This window comes from Muribaculum intestinale (genome assembly GCF_002201515.1).
In the GTDB taxonomy this organism is placed as follows: Bacteria; Bacteroidota; Bacteroidia; order Bacteroidales; family Muribaculaceae; genus Muribaculum; species Muribaculum intestinale.
Genome location: NZ_CP021421.1, coordinates 3,235,382 through 3,252,032, shown reverse-complemented (window position 1 = coordinate 3,252,032; position 16,651 = coordinate 3,235,382). Strand labels below are relative to the sequence as shown.

Below are 16,651 nucleotides of genomic sequence, written 5' to 3'. Positions count from 1 at the left end.
GCTGCCACTACACACTGCGCCCCGGCACGGGAACTTTCCCGGGCCGGGGCGCAGTGTGTAGTCAATGGTCGAGTGGTCAGCCCCGTTTCACCAGTTTTACCACATTCTCCACATGGGCTGTATGCGGGAACATGTCTACCGGCTGTATCTCCTCTATGCGGTACTTGGCGTCGAGCATAGCGAGGTCGCGTGCCTGTGTGGCGGGATTGCAGCTTACGTATACTATGCGCTCAGGTTCGGCATTGAGTATCACTCCTACCACATCTTCGTGCATGCCGGCGCGAGGAGGGTCTACAATCATCACTTCCGGGCGTCCGTGGATTTCGATAAATCCGTCGGTGAGCACATCTTTCATGTCGCCGGCAAAGAATTCGGTATTTTCGATGCCGTTGGCTGCCGAGTTGATTTTAGCGTCCTCAATGGCTTCGGCTACATATTCTATGCCTATTACCTTGCGGGAGTTTTCTGCCACGAAGTTGGCTATGGTGCCCGTGCCGGTATAGAGGTCGTAGACGAGTTCATTGCCCGACAGTCCGGCAAACTTTCTGGCCACCTTGTAGAGTTCATATGCCTGGCGCGAGTTGGTCTGGTAGAATGATTTCGGGCCGATGCGGAATCGGAGTCCCTCCATCTCTTCCTCGATATAGTCGCGGCCTTCGAATGTCACTACAGTCTGGTCGCCGATAGTATCGTTGACTTTGGTGTTGATAACATAAAGCAGCGATGTGATTTCCGGAAATTCGGTCGCTACGGCGTTGAGCAGTGACTCGATTTTCTCGCGGTCATCTTCGCCAAACTGCATCAGAGCCATCACCTCGCCTGTCGATGCGATACGTACCATCAGGTTGCGCAGCAAGCCCTGCTGCTGGCGCAGGTCGTAGAATGTGTATCCGTGTGAGCGGCCGTAATCGCGGATGAAGTTGCGCAGACGGTTGCCCAGATTGTCCTGAAGGTGGCAACACTCTATGTCGAGCACCTTGTCGAATGCGCCGGGGATGTGGAATCCGGCTCCGTCGCGGTCGGTGAATTCCTCGCCTGATTCAAGCTGCTCACGTGTAAGCCATTTTTTGTTGGAGAATGTATACTCCATTTTGTTGCGGTACTCCCATATATCCGACGAACCCAGAATAGGGTTGATTTCCGGCGCATCCACTTTGGCGATGCGCTGTACGGCATCCTCTACCTGGCGCTGCTTGCATTGCAGCTGAAAAGAGTAGGGGAGATGCTGCCAGCGGCATCCGCCGCATATTGTGAAATGGTCGCAACGGGGCGCCACACGTATCTCTCCGGGAGTAATCAGGCGCTCGATGCGGCCGTCGGCATAGCTTTTGCGCTTTTTCAGCAACTTTATGTCGGCAATGTCGCCTGGTGCGGCAAACGGCACAAACACGACCAGTCCGTCTACACGTGCGAGGGCATTCCCTTCGGCGGCGACATCGGCTATCTCTATATGCTCCAGTACCGGGAGCTCCTTGCGTTTTCTTGACATCTGTTTCTTCTGCGAAATTTTTTTGCAAAATTAATGAATTTTATCGCTACTTTTGCACTCGATTTGCCCATTTCCCCTTTTTACCCCCTATTATGTCGGCCGGTTGCGGGTATGGCGCTTATCCGCAGACAATATTCAGATCCTTAAATTTCAGTATTCCGGTATGGTAACACTTATGTTAGTAGTCTTTGTGATAGGCTATCTGCTTATTGCTTTCGAGCATGTGATTCACATCAATAAGGCCACATTCGCGCTCCTTATGTGCGGAGTTCTGTGGGCTATCTATGCACTCGTCACTCATGACCCGGCTACATCCCACGATCTTGTCGTGGCGCTTGGCGACACCTGTGAGATTGTCGTGTTTCTTATCGGAGCCATGACGATTGTTGAGCTTATCGACCGTTATGGAGGCTTCCATATAATAGTAAAGCACATACGTGCCGAAAATAAGCGCGGACTTATGTGGGTGCTCGCTTTTGTCGCTTTCTTCATGTCGAGTATCCTTGACAACATGACGACGACCATCATCATGGTGATGATGTTGCGTCGCATGCTGCGCGACCAGAAGGAACGCTGGCTGTTTGCCTGTGTCATCGTGATAGCCGCAAACAGTGGAGGTGCATGGTCGCCTATCGGTGACATAACGACAATCATGCTGTGGATGAAAAATTATGTAAGTTCCGTCGACCTTATCGTAAACCTTCTCGTGCCCTGCATCGTGTCGGTGGTAATCCCCGTGTTCCTCGCTTCGCGCCAGATACAGCCTGCGCCGGTCGAGGCTCTTAACGCGCAGGACCAGCGCATAGGATATGAAATCTCCAAAGAGCACCACAACCTCTCGATACTTATCCTCGTGTGTGGCGTAGGAGGTCTGCTCTTTGTGCCTATGTTCAAAGCGCTCACCGGTCTCCCTCCATATATGGGAATACTGATTTCGCTAAGTGTGCTGTGGCTTATAACCGAACTTGTGGTGCGCCACTACAACCTCGACGGCAAGATTGAGGGCCGTATCTCAGGCGCTCTGAAGTCGATAGATATGCCTACAATCCTGTTTTTCCTCGGAATCCTTATGGCTGTAGCCGCCCTGCAGGAGGCAAAGATTCTTACCGCACTGGCCACATGGCTCAATGAGGCCATACACCAGCCCTACATCATCAACGGCATTATCGGTGTGTTGTCGTCGATTGTCGACAATGTGCCGCTTGTGGCCGCATGCATGAATATGTATCCGGTGGCTTCGGAAGCGATGATTCAGGCCTCGGCCGACCCATCGTATATGATGGCGTTTGTAGAGGATGGCCTGTTCTGGCACTTGCTTACTTTCTGCGCCGGTGTGGGAGGTTCGATGCTTATTATCGGATCGGCCGCAGGTGTTGTGGCCATGGGTATCGAGAAAATTCCGTTTATGTGGTATATGAAGCGTATCACATGGATGGCTTTTCTCGGATATATCGCCGGTATGGTGATGATTTGGCTTGAGACTTTTGTAATACATATCTGATAGTCTGTCGGAGTCATGATATAAGTAAGAACTTGTTTAATAATTTTTACGACTTACTTATAACGTCAGGCGTTGCTGCGGATAGTCCGCGCAACGCCTGACGTGCTATGTGTCATACTGTCGAAACGGTCGGCTCAACAATTGGACTATGCGCGGTGTTTATAAATCAATACGACACATTAATTTAGCCAAGAGTTATGTTACGACAGGTTATACTTACCGCTACATTGATTGGGCTGGGCGCCGCAGGCGCGTCAGCGCAATTCTTCTCTTTCGATGCCGGCACAGACGGTGTCAATTTCCATCTGTCTAATTTCTATCCCGCTCCGCGCATGCCTGTTGTGCTTACACTGCCTCGCGTGGTTGAGCCGTATCATCCGGCTGTGATGCTGACTCCGGCTCCGAGGTATTACCACAAGGCCATCAAGAAAGCCGCCAAAGCCTATCGCAAGGAGATGCGTCATCACAATTATTATGCATCTCCGGCATTGATGTATGTCGGATATGATTATGATGATGATTACGATGACTACATGGAGGATATGCACAAAGCCCGCAAGAAGGCTTACAAAGCATACAAGAAAGAGATGAAGAAGCATTACAATCATCATCATCATCACCATCACCATCACGATGATGACTAAAAGCTTGTTTAATAATAAGTGTAAAAGTCATATTCAAGAGGGGGTATCAAGCGTCGCTTGATACCCCCTCTTGAATGCTATATGAGATTTTGTGCCTATTCGAAGTGGGTGAAACTGAGCGGGAGCAGAGAGTGGACAGAATCCAGCACATAGCACTGGCGGCTACCCGCAAGCACTACACGCACGTTGTGGCCGGCAAGTGTCTCAAACTCAAGCAGCGCCTGGCGGCATGCGCCACATGGCGAAATAGGATCAGCCAATTCGCTCCCCGTCGTGTCGCGGGCGGCGATGGCTATAGTCTTGAACTTTGCGTCGGGATAGGTGGAGTGTGCGTAATATGCCGCTGTGCGTTCCGCACACAGGCTTGACGGTGTGGCTGCATTCTCCTGGTTGGAGCCTGTGACGATTTCGCCGTTGTCAAGCAGTATGGCCGCGCCTACATGAAATTTGCTGTAGGGTGCATAGGCCCGATAGGTGGCTTCGCGCGCTTTCATCACGAGCACACGGTCGGTCTCTGTAAGTTCGTCGTCGCGCAGGGCGGTGACGGGGACTGCAATATCGATTCGTTTCATATCTTTTGTACTTGAATTGTTGGTTTCTGCTGTCGCCAAAACCGGCGGCAGAGACAAATATACTATTTTAATGTGACATCGCACTCACTGTTCCCCTTTTTTGTAACTTTGTAGTTAATTTAACCATCCTTTTAGCTTTGGAAACGAATACTACCGTTACTACCGACAAGGAGGCATGCCGCATATTGGTATCGCTGCTTGAGAAGCATTGTGTCGAGGAGGCTGTTGTGTCGCCCGGCTCACGTAATGCTCCGCTGATGATGGCACTGAGCGCATCCGGCTCAATACGCTGTACTGTTGTCATCGACGAGCGCAGTGCTGCTTTTATCGCCCTCGGGAAGGCATCCGTGACAGGGCGTCCTGTAGTGCTTGTCTGCACATCGGGCACGGCTTTGCTGAATTATGCTCCGGCGGTAGCCGAGGCATATTACCGCAAGGTGCCTCTGATTGTGGTGTCGGCCGACCGCCCGGTAGAGTGGATTGACCAGGATGACAGTCAGACTCTGCGCCAATATGAGGCTCTTGCCAACTATGTAAAGGGAAATTATAATATTCCCGCTGACTGCTCGGCTCCTACCCGGCAATGGTATGCCAACCGCATGGTCAACGATGCGCTTATATCCGCCACTTCGGGCCGACAGGCTCCGGTGCATATAAATGTGCAGCTTGACGCGCCTCTGGGGGGTATGGCGGGATGGAATGACACACGCTGGACTGCGCGCACCGTAGGGATTATACAGCCCGACCAGCGTCTGTCTCATGCCGATGCTGCATCTCTTGCCACGATTGTGTCGACGTCGCCGCGGGTGCTCGTCATTGCCGGATTCCACAATCCTGACGTGGCTCTGCGTGATGCCCTTGAACGCCTGTCGCTACGTGGCAATGTAGCGGTGATGACCGAGACGATATCCAACCTCTCCTCTCCGCGGTTTATCAATGCCATCGACTCTGTGCTAAGCATTATGTCGGAGGACGAGCTCGACCATATGCGTCCCGACCTGGTGATAACTGTCGGTGGTGCCATAGTGTCGCGATTTATCAAGCAGTATCTGCGGCGTGTACATCCCGACGAACATTGGCATGTGGGCCTTTCCGACACGACTATCGATTGTTTCCAGTCGCTTACACAGCGTATCGATATGGAAGCCGCGCCATTTTTCAGCGGACTGCTGTCGGTTATAGATGAGGATTGTATTGCGTGCTGTCAGTCGGGATATTATGAGGCATGGATGGCGCTCGACTGTTCTGCAAGGAAGATTCACTCCTACTTTCTCCAATCTGCGCCATGGAGCGATTTACGCGCCGTGTCCACTCTTATGGATGCCGTCCCGGAGGGTACGGCCTTGCAGCTTTCCAACGGTACATCGGTGCGATATGCCCAGCTGTTTCCGGCACTGCAGTGCTCGCGTGCCGACAGCAACCGCGGAGTAAGCGGTATCGATGGCTCAACCTCTACGGCCATAGGCGCTGCTTCGGCGTTTCCCAATCGGCTTACGATGTTGCTGACAGGCGACATGAGCGCACAGTATGACATCGGCGCTCTGGCTGCACCGTGTATACCGCCCACATTCCGTATGGCGGTGCTGTGCAATGGCGGAGGCGGCATATTCCGTTTTATCGACGCTACACGCTCGATGCCGATACTCGACCGCTTCCTTGTTGCCGACCGGCCGTTCCCATTGCGGCAGTTGGTCGATGCATATGGATTTGCCTATCTTGAGGCATCATCCGAAGCTGAGCTCGTCGCTGTGCTGCCTGAGTTTTTCTCTCCGTCCGACCGTCCGGTGATTCTTGCCATCAATACTCCCGGCGATGTCAGCGCCAATATACTGCGCGACTATCTCGGATTGCAATGACTACATCCTTTAATACCATTTGTTTGTCTCGCCGATAGATACCTTGACCTTGAGGCTTGACGAATGGGAGTCGGCCGAGGTGTGCATGATAAGCGCGGCGGGCGACTAGTCCATTGTGTCGGTCACTCGCCGAGCCGTGAACCCCTTTGAAAGTGCCGGAGTCGGATTTCATCAAGCCGATTGCCCCGGAGGATGGTCATTACGCCGGCAACGTATACCTTTTGACATCCGGAAAGACTTTCTCGGCTGCCGCATCTTTTGCATGGACGTTTGCCGAATGCAATATCGGTACGATTATCGGCGAAGAGACCGGAGGGATGAGTGTGTGCTACGGTGATAAACTCTGGTATCATCTGTCTGTGTCAGACCTCGAGTGTGGCATTTCATTCAAGCGCTTCTGGTATCTTAATGCCGATGAAGATTATTCATGGAGCAATGCCCGATATAGCGGTACCGGCCTCCATGGCTCTTGACAAAGCACTCTCCCTGATTAAGCGTAAGTAAGTCGTAAAATAATTTTTACGACTTACTTAAAAAAACTATCTTTGCCATCGGATTGGCATAGCCGATCCGCGACATTTTTGAAAATCAAGAAGCGTTATGCTTATTTCGTAGTCGGGAACGTAGGAAATTCAAGACTTATCCGAGAGTAGGCATAGTGGTTCTCACGCGTATAGCGTGGGCTGCTATTCCCACATCTTTGGATAAAGGTTTTCCTACGACCTCCGACTCATGACGTGGCATAGTTGGCTCACGTATTTCTTTATCAGATACAACAGCCGCAGAGTCAGTGGCTGAACTATAAACTCTTGTGTAAGGTAATAGTATAACTTTACTTCGGGGTTTAATAATCATATTTTCAGATGCGTAAAGGAATTATGCTCACAATGATTTGCGGCATTGTTGCCACAACAGCCGGGGCACAGACAGAGACTTCTGATTCTATCAGGGCGCAACAACTTGACGAAGTCGTAATCGAGGCATCCAATCAGCGCATAAATGCAGAGGTGTCGACCTATATACCTATGGTACGTCAGAAAAACGCGGCTCAAAACGCTGTATCGCTTCTTTCGCAAATGTCTATTCCTCAGATTAGCGTAGACCCGGTCAGTCAGACGATACAGACCGCACACGGACAAGATGTGTCTGTATTCATTGACTTTATCCCTGCTACTTCTGAGGACTTGAAGGGCATGAGAACGCAGGATGTGAAGAAGGTCGAGTATTACACTCATCCGGCTGATGCACGTTTCCAAGGCGCTAAATATGTCATTAATTTCGTTATGCAGAAATACGAATGGGGTGGTTATACGAAGCTCAACGCCAACAAATGGTTTGGAGTAAACCGCACTGAAGGCTCTGTATATTCAAAAATTGCATACAAGAAAATGACATTCGACTTATTTGCCGATGAAATATATCTGACGAATCGGCATACGGGGCAGAATTCGGTTGAGAATTTTAGGTTTGCCGACTTGTATGGAATGGGACCAAAGGATGTGAGCAGAGTATCTGAAATGAGATTGGGGCGTTATCGCAACAATAGCAATGATATAAGTTTCAGAGCATTGTATGACACCGAGAATATACAGATATCAAATCGCATAGCCTATAGCCTGACAAATGTGCCACGGAATGATGTCGGTAATACTCTGACATACTCCGACGCTTTGTTCCCCTCCACAGAGTCATTCACAAAAACCTCGTCAAAAGATTGGGCCTTAAAATACAGCGGGGAATATTTCTTCATGCTCTCAAAGCAGACGGGGCTGAATGTTGATGCCAGTTATACCTACGGCCATAATGACCTTAACTCCGACTATACCGCTCATGATGACCTTTCGATTATAAATAATGCAAAGGAGGAGATTCACAAATTGAGTGTATATCTTCATTTGAACTGGAATCCCGGCAAAGCCAATCGCTTCTTTACGAATTTCGGAGTGCAGCACGACTGGAACATCATTAATTATTATGGCAATTCCCCGTCGAAGCAAAAATATGATGTCGGTATATATTTTCTTGGACAGAATTATCAGCATGTTTTTAACGAAAAATGGAATGTCGGAGCCGGTTTGGCGTGGATATGGGAGACAAACAGAATCTCAGGAGTAAATGCCGACAATAATTTCCCCCAGACCAATATTAATGCCACATGGTCGCCCAACGACAAGCATCAACTTTATCTCACTGCCAATTATGGTTCAATGTTTCCGGGCTCATCACAAAAGAGTCCCAACATGCTTCAGCAGGATGAACTTATGTGGTATCGCGGAACACCGGAGCTGAATGACTACAAATACACAAACGCACTGCTTTCATACACATGGTTGCCAGACAATCGGTGGCAGCTGTCGGCTGATGCTTATTTAGGGATGATTAAGGACCGGTGTGTCACGCTTTATTCTCCCACAGGTCCCGACGGCACTATGCTACGTCAATATTTTAATGGAGGCAACTATTTCAGCGAATATATCGGGGTCAGTGCCACAGGCAAATTTTTCGGAGGTAAACTGGTAGGCAAACTACGCCCTCAATTCTGGATTCGCAAGACCACAGGCGAGTATGCTTGGCATGACAATCAACTTACATGTACGGCTCAGCTCAATTACTACCTGGACAGCTTCTACATTTTCGGATGGTATATGACTCCCGGAAAATATCAGGAGACTCACAGTGGTGTTATCAGTAAATCTCCTTCAAAATATCAGATTGAAATCGGATGGGGGAAGAATGGCTGGAATATAAGTGCGTCAGCGTACAATTTTGCTCATACATCATGGGAAGACCTCAGAGAAACCCTCACAAGCGAATATTACAGTTTTGACCGCACTACATTCGGCACTCAGCATCATGCGCGATATACTATTTCCGTATCCTACACTATCGGATATGGCAAAAAGGTACAGCGCAAAAACGAGATTTCAGGCTCAGGCACAGCCGACTCGGCAATCTTGAAATAAGCGACGTTGACGGTCAATAGATAAGGTGTTCGCGGCGCGAGGCGTCGATGCGTAGAAGTATGAACAGCAGGAAGGTGAAGCCCCACAGCGAGGAACCGCCGTAACTGAAAAATGGCAACGGGATGCCGATAACGGGACAGAGCCCGATGACCATGCCTATGTTGATGGCGATATGGAATATCAGGTAGGAGGCCACACAATAGGCGTAGACGCGGCCAAATGTGGTGGGCTGACGCTCGGCTATCGAGATGATGCGGAGTATGAGTGCCAGAAACAGCAGAAGCACTACCGCTGATCCCAAAAATCCCTCCTCCTCGCCGATTGTGCAGAATATGAAGTCGGTATGCTGCTCGGGCACATATTTCAGTTTAGTCTGTGTGCCGTTGAGAAATCCCTTGCCGAAGGTGCCTCCCGAGCCGATGGCTATTTTCGACTGGTTTACGTTGTAGCCGGCTCCGCGCAGGTCTTCCTCGATGCCGAGCGACACCTTGATGCGTTGCTGCTGGTGGGGCTGAAGCACGTCGTTGAACACCTTGTTGACCGAAAACAGAAAACATATGGAAAGTACTGCCGCACCGGCGGTGACGAAAATCTCGCGCTGAGGTATGCGCAGAGCCTGAAACAGAATGTAGCCTATGGCTGCGCCGATTACTGTCAGAAAGAATACCAGACCGGGAATCACCACACCGCAGACAGCGAGCAGCCATGCCAGAATGCCGGTAGCGGTAAACCATACAAGCACGTTGCGCGCCACTGTCTGCAATTTGCAGTATATGGCGAGCATGGCCACAAGGCCGGCCTCAATCATGACAAATACAGCTACCTCTCCCGAAGGGATACCGAGCACAAGTGTCTCTGTATACTTTATCGTCGTCACGAAAAACACTACGGTGGCGAGTGCGGCTGTAAGCACAAGCCCGCTCATACCCTCGCGGTAGAGCACAAAAAACAGAGCCAGATAGGCGAGTGCCGAGCCGGTCTCTTTCTGTGCGAGGATGAGGAATATCGGGAGGAAGATAATCAGCAGGGCTTTCAGGTAGTTGGAGGCGCTTGCGTTGAGACTGAAATTATAGGATGAGAATAGCTTGGCGAGAGCAAGCGCTGTGGCAAATTTGCCGAACTCGGCCGGTTGCAGACTCATTGGCCCCAGCACGAGCCACGACCTTGACCCCTTGATGTCGGGCGCAATGAATATAGTGACAATCAAAAGTAATATCACCACACCGTAGATTGGGTAGGCGTATGCCTCGTATACTCTGAAGTCGATAAGCATTATCATGGCCCCGGCCAGGAAGGCCAGGCCGACCCATCGCAGCTGCTTGCCGGAGAACTCGTCGAACGAGAACATGGATGCATTGTCGAAGTCGTAGCTCGCGGCATAGATGCTTACCACGCCGCACAGCACGAGCAGCACGTATATTATCACTGTCGGCCAGTCGAGGCCGCGCAGCAGCGATGATGCGTTAGTGTTTCTTGACTCCACTGCTTATGATTGTGTTTGATTCAAACATGCGTTGTTCAATATATTTGCGCTCGGGGGCGATGGAGTCGTTGAGATATTTCTCCATCATCAACGAGCCGATAGGCACACCATATGTGGCGCCGAACCCGGCATTCTCTACGTAAACACAGATTGCAATCTTCGGGTCGTCGTAGGGGGCAAAGCCTATGAATGCCGAATGGTCCTTGCCGTGGGGGTTCTGAGCCGTACCGGTCTTGCCGGCCACGGCCACATCCTTGAGGTTGGCAAGGCGGCAGGTGCCTCCGAGCACGGCCATGCGCATACCTTCGGCTACATCAACGAAATGCTGTCGGTCGATGGTGGGGACGCGCTTCTCGGTTATCTCTTTCGGGAGTATGGTGTCCTGTATCTCTTTTACGATATGTGGGGTGACAAACCATCCGCGGTTGGCTATCGTGGCACAGAGGTTGGCTATCTGGAGCGGGGTGGCAAGTATCTCACCCTGGCCGATTGCAATGGATATTATTGTGTTGGCGCTCCATCGCCCCTCTCCGTAGATTTTGTTGTAGAACTGTGCGTTGGGTATGAATCCGCGTCCTTCGCCCGGTAGGTCGACTCCAAGGCGGTAGCCATAGCCGAGCGATACGAGATGGCGTTTCCACACCTCGAACGCCTCGGCGGTCGAGCCATATTTCGAGCGGTTGTTGTCAAGCATGCTTTTCAGGCCCCAGCAGAAAAATGCGTTGCATGAGGTCTGTAGCGCGGGTTTCAGTGTAATCGGCGATGCGTGTCCGTGGCATCCTACCTTAAGGCCTCCGCTGATAAATCCGTGGTAACATGGATAGGCCGTACTGAGCGTGATTATGTTCTCTTGACGCAGGATGAGGCCTTGCGAGGGCTTGAATGTGGAGCCGGGAGGATATGCACCCTTCAGAGCGCGGTCGAAAAGCGGCTTATAGAGGTCGGCAACCAGTTCGTTGTAGTGCTTGCCTCGGTCGCGTCCCACGAGCAGACGAGGGTCGTATGTCGGACTGCTGACCATTGCGAGAATCTCTCCGGTGGCCGGCTCAATGGCCACGATGGCACCGATTTTGTTGGCCATCAGCTTCTCTCCGTACTCCTGGAGGTCGATGTCGATTGAAAGTTTCAGGTCGCGGCCCGACACGGGAGCTATGTCATGTATGCCGTTCTCGTATTTACCCTTTATGCGGCCATATGCGTCGCGGATAAGAATCTCGACACCTTTTTGTCCGCGCAGGTACTCTTCGTAGCTTTTCTCTACGCCAAGGTCGCCGCAATAATCGCCGGGTGCGTAATATTCGTCGTTGTCGATTTCTTTCTGTGACACCTCGCGTATGTTGCCGAGGATATTGCCGCCGGCGGGGCGGTCGTATTGCCGCAGTATGCGCTGCTGTATGAAGAATCCGGGGAAGCGGTAGAGTTTCTCCTGCAGACGTCCGTAGTCCTGGGCGGATATGTGTGTGATGAAGCGCTGTGGTGTATAGGCCGAGTATCCGGGATTGAGGCGACGGTCCTTCATGTCGGCGAGCCTGCGGTCAAACTGCTCGCGGGTGATGCCCAACGTACGGCAGAAGTCGAGGGTGTCGAATGCCTGTACGTTTTTGGGAATCATCATTACGTCGTAGGCAGGCTGGTTGTACACAACCAGCTTGTCGTTGCGGTCGCGTATCATGCCGCGCGATGGGTATAGGGTCTTGCGCATGAATGCGTTGCTGTCGGCAACCTCCTTGTAGCGCGAATCCATTACCTGAAGGCCTAACAGACGTATGATGTATATGCACACAATCACGAGGATGAATCCCCCGATTACATATTTTCTTTTTTCAAGTTGATAGTCTTTTCTCATAGGTGGCGGAGAGTCAGCTGCCGCGCGATATCACACTGTCGAGACCAAGCAGCAGCAGAAAGGTGAGGAATGTACTGCATATGACACGCAGCATTATCCTGAGAGGGTCGAACAGGGAGAACGCTTCGATAAGGAATATGGCCGTGCAGTAGAAGAGCACCATTGTAAAGAGATATCGTCCGTATATCTCAGGGCCAAGCGAGCGTATTGACGGCTCCGGCATGGTGAGCTCGTCCTCTCGCGGGAAATAGAGATGCAGTATCGGACGCCGTGCCATTGCGAGCAGTGTGCACGCGAGCGAGTTCATACCCTGTGTGTCCGAAAATATGTCGACGACCAGGCCGAGGGTAAAACCGATTGTCAGTACCCAGTTTACGGCAAGCGTCATCGGCAGTCGGATTATCACATATATGAATACAAAGGGAACAGCCGCTCCGAAAAGGCATACATTGTTGAATACGATAGCCTGGGCGAGCGCGAGCACTATATATAGGATTGTAAACTGTATGGCTGTCTTTGTCATTTTGGCGGCAGGTGTACTCTCGTGGGTGGGTTATTCGGGATTAAAGAGTATTTTTTTCGACATACGAGAATATGCCGTGGCATATCATGGATTGGTACGGCTGTCATTTTCCTCTCCTGCGGTAAGAGAGTCAAGTTCTTGGCGCATGTCGTTGGCGATGACTCTTACGGTTGAAAGGGTGGAGAAGTCGGTCAGCAGCTTGATGCGTAGCGCGTAGAAGTTGTCGTCGTGCTCCTTTTCGTGGCTGATGATTGTGCCTACGGGTATACCTTCGGGGAATACGGCCGAGTATCCCGACGTGACTATGGTGTCGCCTTTGCGAAACCGTTCGTGTCGCGGCATCTCTTCAAGGACAGCCTCGCCCGGATTGCGTCCGTCCCACACGAGCGAGCCGAAATAATCGCGGCCTTTTACCTTGCAGCTCAGGCGCATCTTGGGGTTGAGCAGGGAGATGACACGGGCTGAATGGTCACCTACTACATTCACTATACCAACCACACCGTTCTGGTCTACAACTCCCATTTCTGGTCTTACCGAGTCGAGACGCCCTTTCTCGATGGTGATATAATTGTGGGTGCGCGATACGCTGTTGCTTATCACGTGAGCGATTATGAAGTCGAACGGCTGCATTACCGAGTCGTGGGCGAGCGAGTCGGCATACACTTTCTCGTTCATGGCCCGGAGTTGGTTGCGCAGTCCGATTACCTCGAGCTCAAGGTCGGCGGTGCGTCTCTGCAAGTCCTCGTTTATGTCGTGGAGATGGAAATACGATGTGACATTGGCCGCGACACCATATATAGCCGAGGTGACACGTCCTGCCGAGGTCATCCACACGTAGTGCTGATAAGGGTTTGTATCAAACAGCAGTATGCAAGATACCACTACGTAAAACGTGAATAGAAACCATCGGCTATATTTAAGCAAAAAGTCCCATAGGGTGCTCATCGATACCTGTCAGGGGGTGAAGCGGGGATGGATTAATAAATGTTTTTTCAGGATTATGCTCTCCATGAGCCGGCTGTGGCGGCTTGCGGAGTCATAATCCTGAAAATATTGACTGCTGATACCGGCGCCTTTTCAGGGCTTGCCGTAATGTGGCGTCAGCGTATCAGGAACTTGAATTTGTCGATATTCTTCAGCGCCACGCCTGTGCCGCGGGCAACAGCCAGCAGCGGATCCTCGGCGATGTGGAACTGGATTCCGATTTTGTCGTAAAGGCGCTTGTCGAGTCCGCGCAACAGGGCGCCGCCGCCGGCAAGCCAGATGCCGTTGCGCACGATGTCGGCATATAGCTCCGATGGTGTCTGCTCGAGAGCGCTGAGCACGGCGGCCTCGATTTTTGAAATCGACTTCTCGATACAGTGGGAAATCTCCTGATAGCTCACAGGCACCTCCATAGGGAGGGCTGTCATCTGGTTGGGGCCATGCACGATGTAGTCTTCCGGTGGATTTTCGAGCTCGGTAAGAGCTGAGCCTACATTAATCTTGATGAGTTCGGCTGTGCGTTCGCCTACACGGATGTTGTGGGCGCGGCGCATGTGCTCTTTGATGTCGTCGGTAAAGTCATCGCCGGCAATCTGTATGGATTTGTTGCTGACGATTCCGCCGAGCGATATCACGGCGATTTCAGATGTACCGCCGCCTATGTCCACAATCATGTTGCCTTCCGGGGCACGCACGTCAAGGCCGATACCAAGGGCCGCAGCCATTGGCTCGTATATCATATATACGTCGCGGCCGTCGGCATGCTCCGATGAGTCGCGCACAGCACGGATTTCGACTTCAGTGGAGCCTGACGGGATGCCGACAACCATGCGGAGCGACGGGCTGAACCAGTTGCTTTTGGTGCTTACCTTTTTTACGAGACCTCTGATCATCAGCTCGGCGGCGTTGAAGTCGGCGATAACGCCTTTGCGCAGAGGGCGTACGGTGCGTATGCCTTCAGGCTCCTTGCCCTGCATCTGCTGGGCCTCTGTGCCTACGGCAAGCAGCTTTCCTGTCTTGGTGTCGAGGGCCACAATCGACGGCTCGTCAATCACAATCTTGTCATTGTGAATGATGATGGTGTTGGCGGTGCCGAGGTCGATGGCTATTTCTTTTGTGAATGAGAATAGACCCATTTTTGATTTTCTTATTTTATATGCATGCTCCGTCCGTGGCAGGACGTGAGCATGCACAGAGATGTGTTGTTAGTGTTTGAAGTGGCGGAACCCGGTCACTGCCATAGCCATGTCGTGGGCATTGCAGAAGTCAACCGACTCCTGGTCGCGGATTGAGCCTCCGGGGTGTACCACTGCCTCTATGCCGGCTTCATGGGCGATTTTCACGCAGTCGGGGAAGGGGAAGAAAGCGTCGGAAGCCATCACGGCACCCTTCAGGTCGAAGCCGAAGCTCTGGGCTTTGGCAATGGCCTGGCGCAGGGCATCGACACGCGAGGTCTGTCCTACACCGGATGCGTAGAGCTGTCCGTTCTTAGCAAGAACAATTGCGTTGCTCTTAGAGTTCTTGACAATCTTGTTGGCGAAGAGGAGGTCGGTTATCTGTTCCCCGATGAGGGCGCGGTTGGTTACGCATTTGAGTTCGTCGGGGGTCTCTATCTTGAGGTCGCGTTCCTGACCGAGGGCTCCGTTGAGGCATGAGCGGAACGACATCTTTGTCGAAAGTGGCTCGTTCTGCACGAGAATGATGCGGTTCTTTTTCTGCTGGAGCACCTTGAGGGCATCGTCGGTGTATGCGGGTGCAATGACTACCTCGAAGAAAATTTTGTTGATTTCTTCGGCTGTGGCTTCATCGATGGTGCCGTTGGTCACGAGCACTCCTCCGAATGCGCTTACGGGGTCGCCGGCGAGGGCGTCTTTCCAGGCGTCGAGTATGGTGGCGCGGGTGGCTACACCGCATGCGTTGTTATGCTTGAGTACGGCGAAAGTCGGGTCGGCGAATTCACTGATGAGGGTAACGGCCGCGTCGATGTCGAGGAGGTTGTTGTAGGAAATCTCCTTGCCATGGAGCTGGGTGAACATTTTTTCGAAATCGCCGAAGAAGAATCCTTTCTGATGGGGATTCTCGCCGTAGCGCATTGTCTTGGCTCCGTCGATGGCCACACGCAGAGCTGAGGGGCCTCCGTCGAGGTCGAAATAGTTGAATATCGAGCTGTCGTAGGCCGAGCTTACGGCGAATGCCTCTTTGGCAAACCAACGGCGCTCGTCGAGCGACGACTTGGCGCCGTTGCGGCGGAGCATTTCGGCGAGGGGGGAGTACTGGCCTTTCGAGGCCACGATTATCACGTCGTTGTAGTTTTTAGCGGCTGCGCGTATGAGCGATATGCCGCCTATGTCGATTTTTTCGATGATATCGGCGTTGGATGCGCCGGAAGCGACTGTGTCGACAAACGGATAGAGGTCGACAATTACCAGGTCGATTTCAGGAATCTCGTACTGTGCTATCTGGGCCTTGTCGCCTTCGTGTTCGCGGCGGTTGAGTATGCCGCCAAACACCTTGGGGTGAAGCGTCTTTACGCGGCCACCGAGTATCGAGGGATAGCCGGTGAGGTCTTCCACTGCATCGCAGGGATAGCCGAGACTTTCGATAAATGTCTGTGTGCCACCGGTTGAGAGAAATTTCACACCGTCGTTGTGGAGTAGGGAGAGTATCTCGTCAAGGCCGTCTTTATGATAGACCGAGATGAGTGCAGTCTTGATGTTTTTGATGTCGGACATGCGTTAATTCTTTTTTATAGTCGGATTCAGAGCGCAAATTTAGTAAAAAATGCGCGTA

At 51.8% G+C, this 16,651-nt stretch carries 13 protein-coding genes; 5 read left to right on the top strand and 8 right to left on the bottom strand.

Going from position 1 to position 16,651, the window contains the following annotated elements; all coding sequences use genetic code 11:
- Window positions 1-76: 76 nt before the first annotated feature.
- Window positions 77-1,489 (bottom strand): 23S rRNA (uracil(1939)-C(5))-methyltransferase RlmD, encoded by a 1,413-nt coding sequence (gene rlmD, locus ADH68_RS13485; protein WP_068960369.1) that lies wholly within the window; start codon window positions 1,487-1,489, stop codon window positions 77-79.
- Between the two features lie 175 nt (window positions 1,490-1,664).
- Between rlmD and nhaD the strand changes: the two genes are divergently transcribed.
- Together nhaD and ADH68_RS13475 are read left to right on the top strand one after the other, a co-directional pair.
- Window positions 1,665-2,990, top strand: a complete 1,326-nt coding sequence (gene nhaD, locus ADH68_RS13480; RefSeq protein ID WP_068962017.1) for a sodium:proton antiporter NhaD — start codon at window positions 1,665-1,667, stop codon at window positions 2,988-2,990.
- A gap of 197 nt (window positions 2,991-3,187) precedes the next feature.
- Window positions 3,188-3,634 (top strand): hypothetical protein, encoded by a 447-nt coding sequence (locus ADH68_RS13475; RefSeq protein ID WP_068960370.1) that lies wholly within the window; start codon window positions 3,188-3,190, stop codon window positions 3,632-3,634.
- Window positions 3,635-3,729: 95 nt separating this feature from the next.
- On the opposite strand, the gene ADH68_RS13470 is transcribed toward ADH68_RS13475, so the two are convergent.
- Window positions 3,730-4,206, bottom strand: a complete 477-nt coding sequence (locus ADH68_RS13470; protein ID WP_068962018.1) for a cytidine deaminase — start codon at window positions 4,204-4,206, stop codon at window positions 3,730-3,732.
- Window positions 4,207-4,343: 137 nt separating this feature from the next.
- Here ADH68_RS13470 and menD point away from each other — a divergent pair, with 137 nt between their 5' ends.
- The 3 genes from menD to ADH68_RS13455 all read left to right on the top strand — a co-directional run bounded on the left by menD (window position 4,344) and on the right by ADH68_RS13455 (window position 9,025).
- Window positions 4,344-6,062 carry a 2-succinyl-5-enolpyruvyl-6-hydroxy-3-cyclohexene-1-carboxylic-acid synthase gene (gene menD / locus ADH68_RS13465; RefSeq protein WP_068960371.1) on the top strand — a complete coding sequence of 573 codons (1,719 nt, stop codon included), beginning with the start codon at window positions 4,344-4,346 and terminating at the stop codon, window positions 6,060-6,062.
- A gap of 152 nt (window positions 6,063-6,214) precedes the next feature.
- Window positions 6,215-6,535, top strand: coding sequence for a S41 family peptidase (locus ADH68_RS13460; RefSeq protein ID WP_232321536.1), 321 nt, complete (start codon window positions 6,215-6,217; stop codon window positions 6,533-6,535).
- A gap of 390 nt (window positions 6,536-6,925) precedes the next feature.
- The gene (locus ADH68_RS13455) at window positions 6,926-9,025 is read left to right on the top strand and encodes a TonB-dependent receptor plug domain-containing protein (RefSeq protein WP_068960373.1); all 2,100 of its coding nucleotides are present in this window, start codon (window positions 6,926-6,928) and stop codon (window positions 9,023-9,025) included.
- A 13-nt stretch (window positions 9,026-9,038) separates the two neighbouring features.
- Here the strand turns inward: ADH68_RS13455 and rodA are convergent, their stop codons facing one another.
- The 6 genes from rodA to purH all read right to left on the bottom strand — a co-directional run bounded on the left by rodA (window position 9,039) and on the right by purH (window position 16,593).
- A complete protein-coding gene (gene rodA / locus ADH68_RS13450) occupies window positions 9,039-10,508 on the bottom strand; it encodes a rod shape-determining protein RodA (RefSeq protein WP_068960374.1) in 1,470 nt (489 codons plus the stop codon).
- A complete protein-coding gene (locus ADH68_RS13445) occupies window positions 10,489-12,354 on the bottom strand; it encodes a penicillin-binding transpeptidase domain-containing protein (RefSeq protein WP_068960375.1) in 1,866 nt (621 codons plus the stop codon). The genes rodA and ADH68_RS13445 overlap by 20 nt, the downstream gene beginning before the upstream one ends.
- Before the next feature lie 13 nt (window positions 12,355-12,367).
- The gene (mreD, locus tag ADH68_RS13440; RefSeq protein WP_068960376.1) at window positions 12,368-12,877 is read right to left on the bottom strand and encodes a rod shape-determining protein MreD; all 510 of its coding nucleotides are present in this window, start codon (window positions 12,875-12,877) and stop codon (window positions 12,368-12,370) included.
- An 84-nt stretch (window positions 12,878-12,961) separates the two neighbouring features.
- Complete coding sequence (mreC, locus tag ADH68_RS13435) at window positions 12,962-13,822, bottom strand: rod shape-determining protein MreC (protein WP_068960377.1); 861 nt, start codon at window positions 13,820-13,822, stop codon at window positions 12,962-12,964.
- A 155-nt stretch (window positions 13,823-13,977) separates the two neighbouring features.
- Window positions 13,978-14,997, bottom strand: a complete 1,020-nt coding sequence (locus ADH68_RS13430; protein WP_068960378.1) for a rod shape-determining protein — start codon at window positions 14,995-14,997, stop codon at window positions 13,978-13,980.
- Between the two features lie 69 nt (window positions 14,998-15,066).
- Window positions 15,067-16,593, bottom strand: coding sequence for a bifunctional phosphoribosylaminoimidazolecarboxamide formyltransferase/IMP cyclohydrolase (purH, locus tag ADH68_RS13425; RefSeq protein ID WP_068960379.1), 1,527 nt, complete (start codon window positions 16,591-16,593; stop codon window positions 15,067-15,069).
- Window positions 16,594-16,651: the final 58 nt, after the last annotated feature.

What these genes read in the sequence shown, in the direction of transcription:
- rlmD (WP_068960369.1), bottom strand. Translation starts at nt 1,489, where the DNA reads ATGTCAAGAAAACGCAAGGAGCTCCCGGTACTGGAGCATATAGAGATA.
- nhaD (WP_068962017.1), top strand. Translation starts at nt 1,665, where the DNA reads ATGTTAGTAGTCTTTGTGATAGGCTATCTGCTTATTGCTTTCGAGCAT.
- ADH68_RS13475 (WP_068960370.1), top strand. Translation starts at nt 3,188, where the DNA reads ATGTTACGACAGGTTATACTTACCGCTACATTGATTGGGCTGGGCGCC.
- ADH68_RS13470 (WP_068962018.1), bottom strand. Translation starts at nt 4,206, where the DNA reads ATGAAACGAATCGATATTGCAGTCCCCGTCACCGCCCTGCGCGACGAC.
- ADH68_RS13455 (WP_068960373.1), top strand. Translation starts at nt 6,926, where the DNA reads ATGCGTAAAGGAATTATGCTCACAATGATTTGCGGCATTGTTGCCACA.
- ADH68_RS13445 (WP_068960375.1), bottom strand. Translation starts at nt 12,354, where the DNA reads ATGAGAAAAGACTATCAACTTGAAAAAAGAAAATATGTAATCGGGGGA.
- mreD (WP_068960376.1), bottom strand. Translation starts at nt 12,877, where the DNA reads ATGACAAAGACAGCCATACAGTTTACAATCCTATATATAGTGCTCGCG.
- mreC (WP_068960377.1), bottom strand. Translation starts at nt 13,822, where the DNA reads ATGAGCACCCTATGGGACTTTTTGCTTAAATATAGCCGATGGTTTCTA.
- ADH68_RS13430 (WP_068960378.1), bottom strand. Translation starts at nt 14,997, where the DNA reads ATGGGTCTATTCTCATTCACAAAAGAAATAGCCATCGACCTCGGCACC.
- purH (WP_068960379.1), bottom strand. Translation starts at nt 16,593, where the DNA reads ATGTCCGACATCAAAAACATCAAGACTGCACTCATCTCGGTCTATCAT.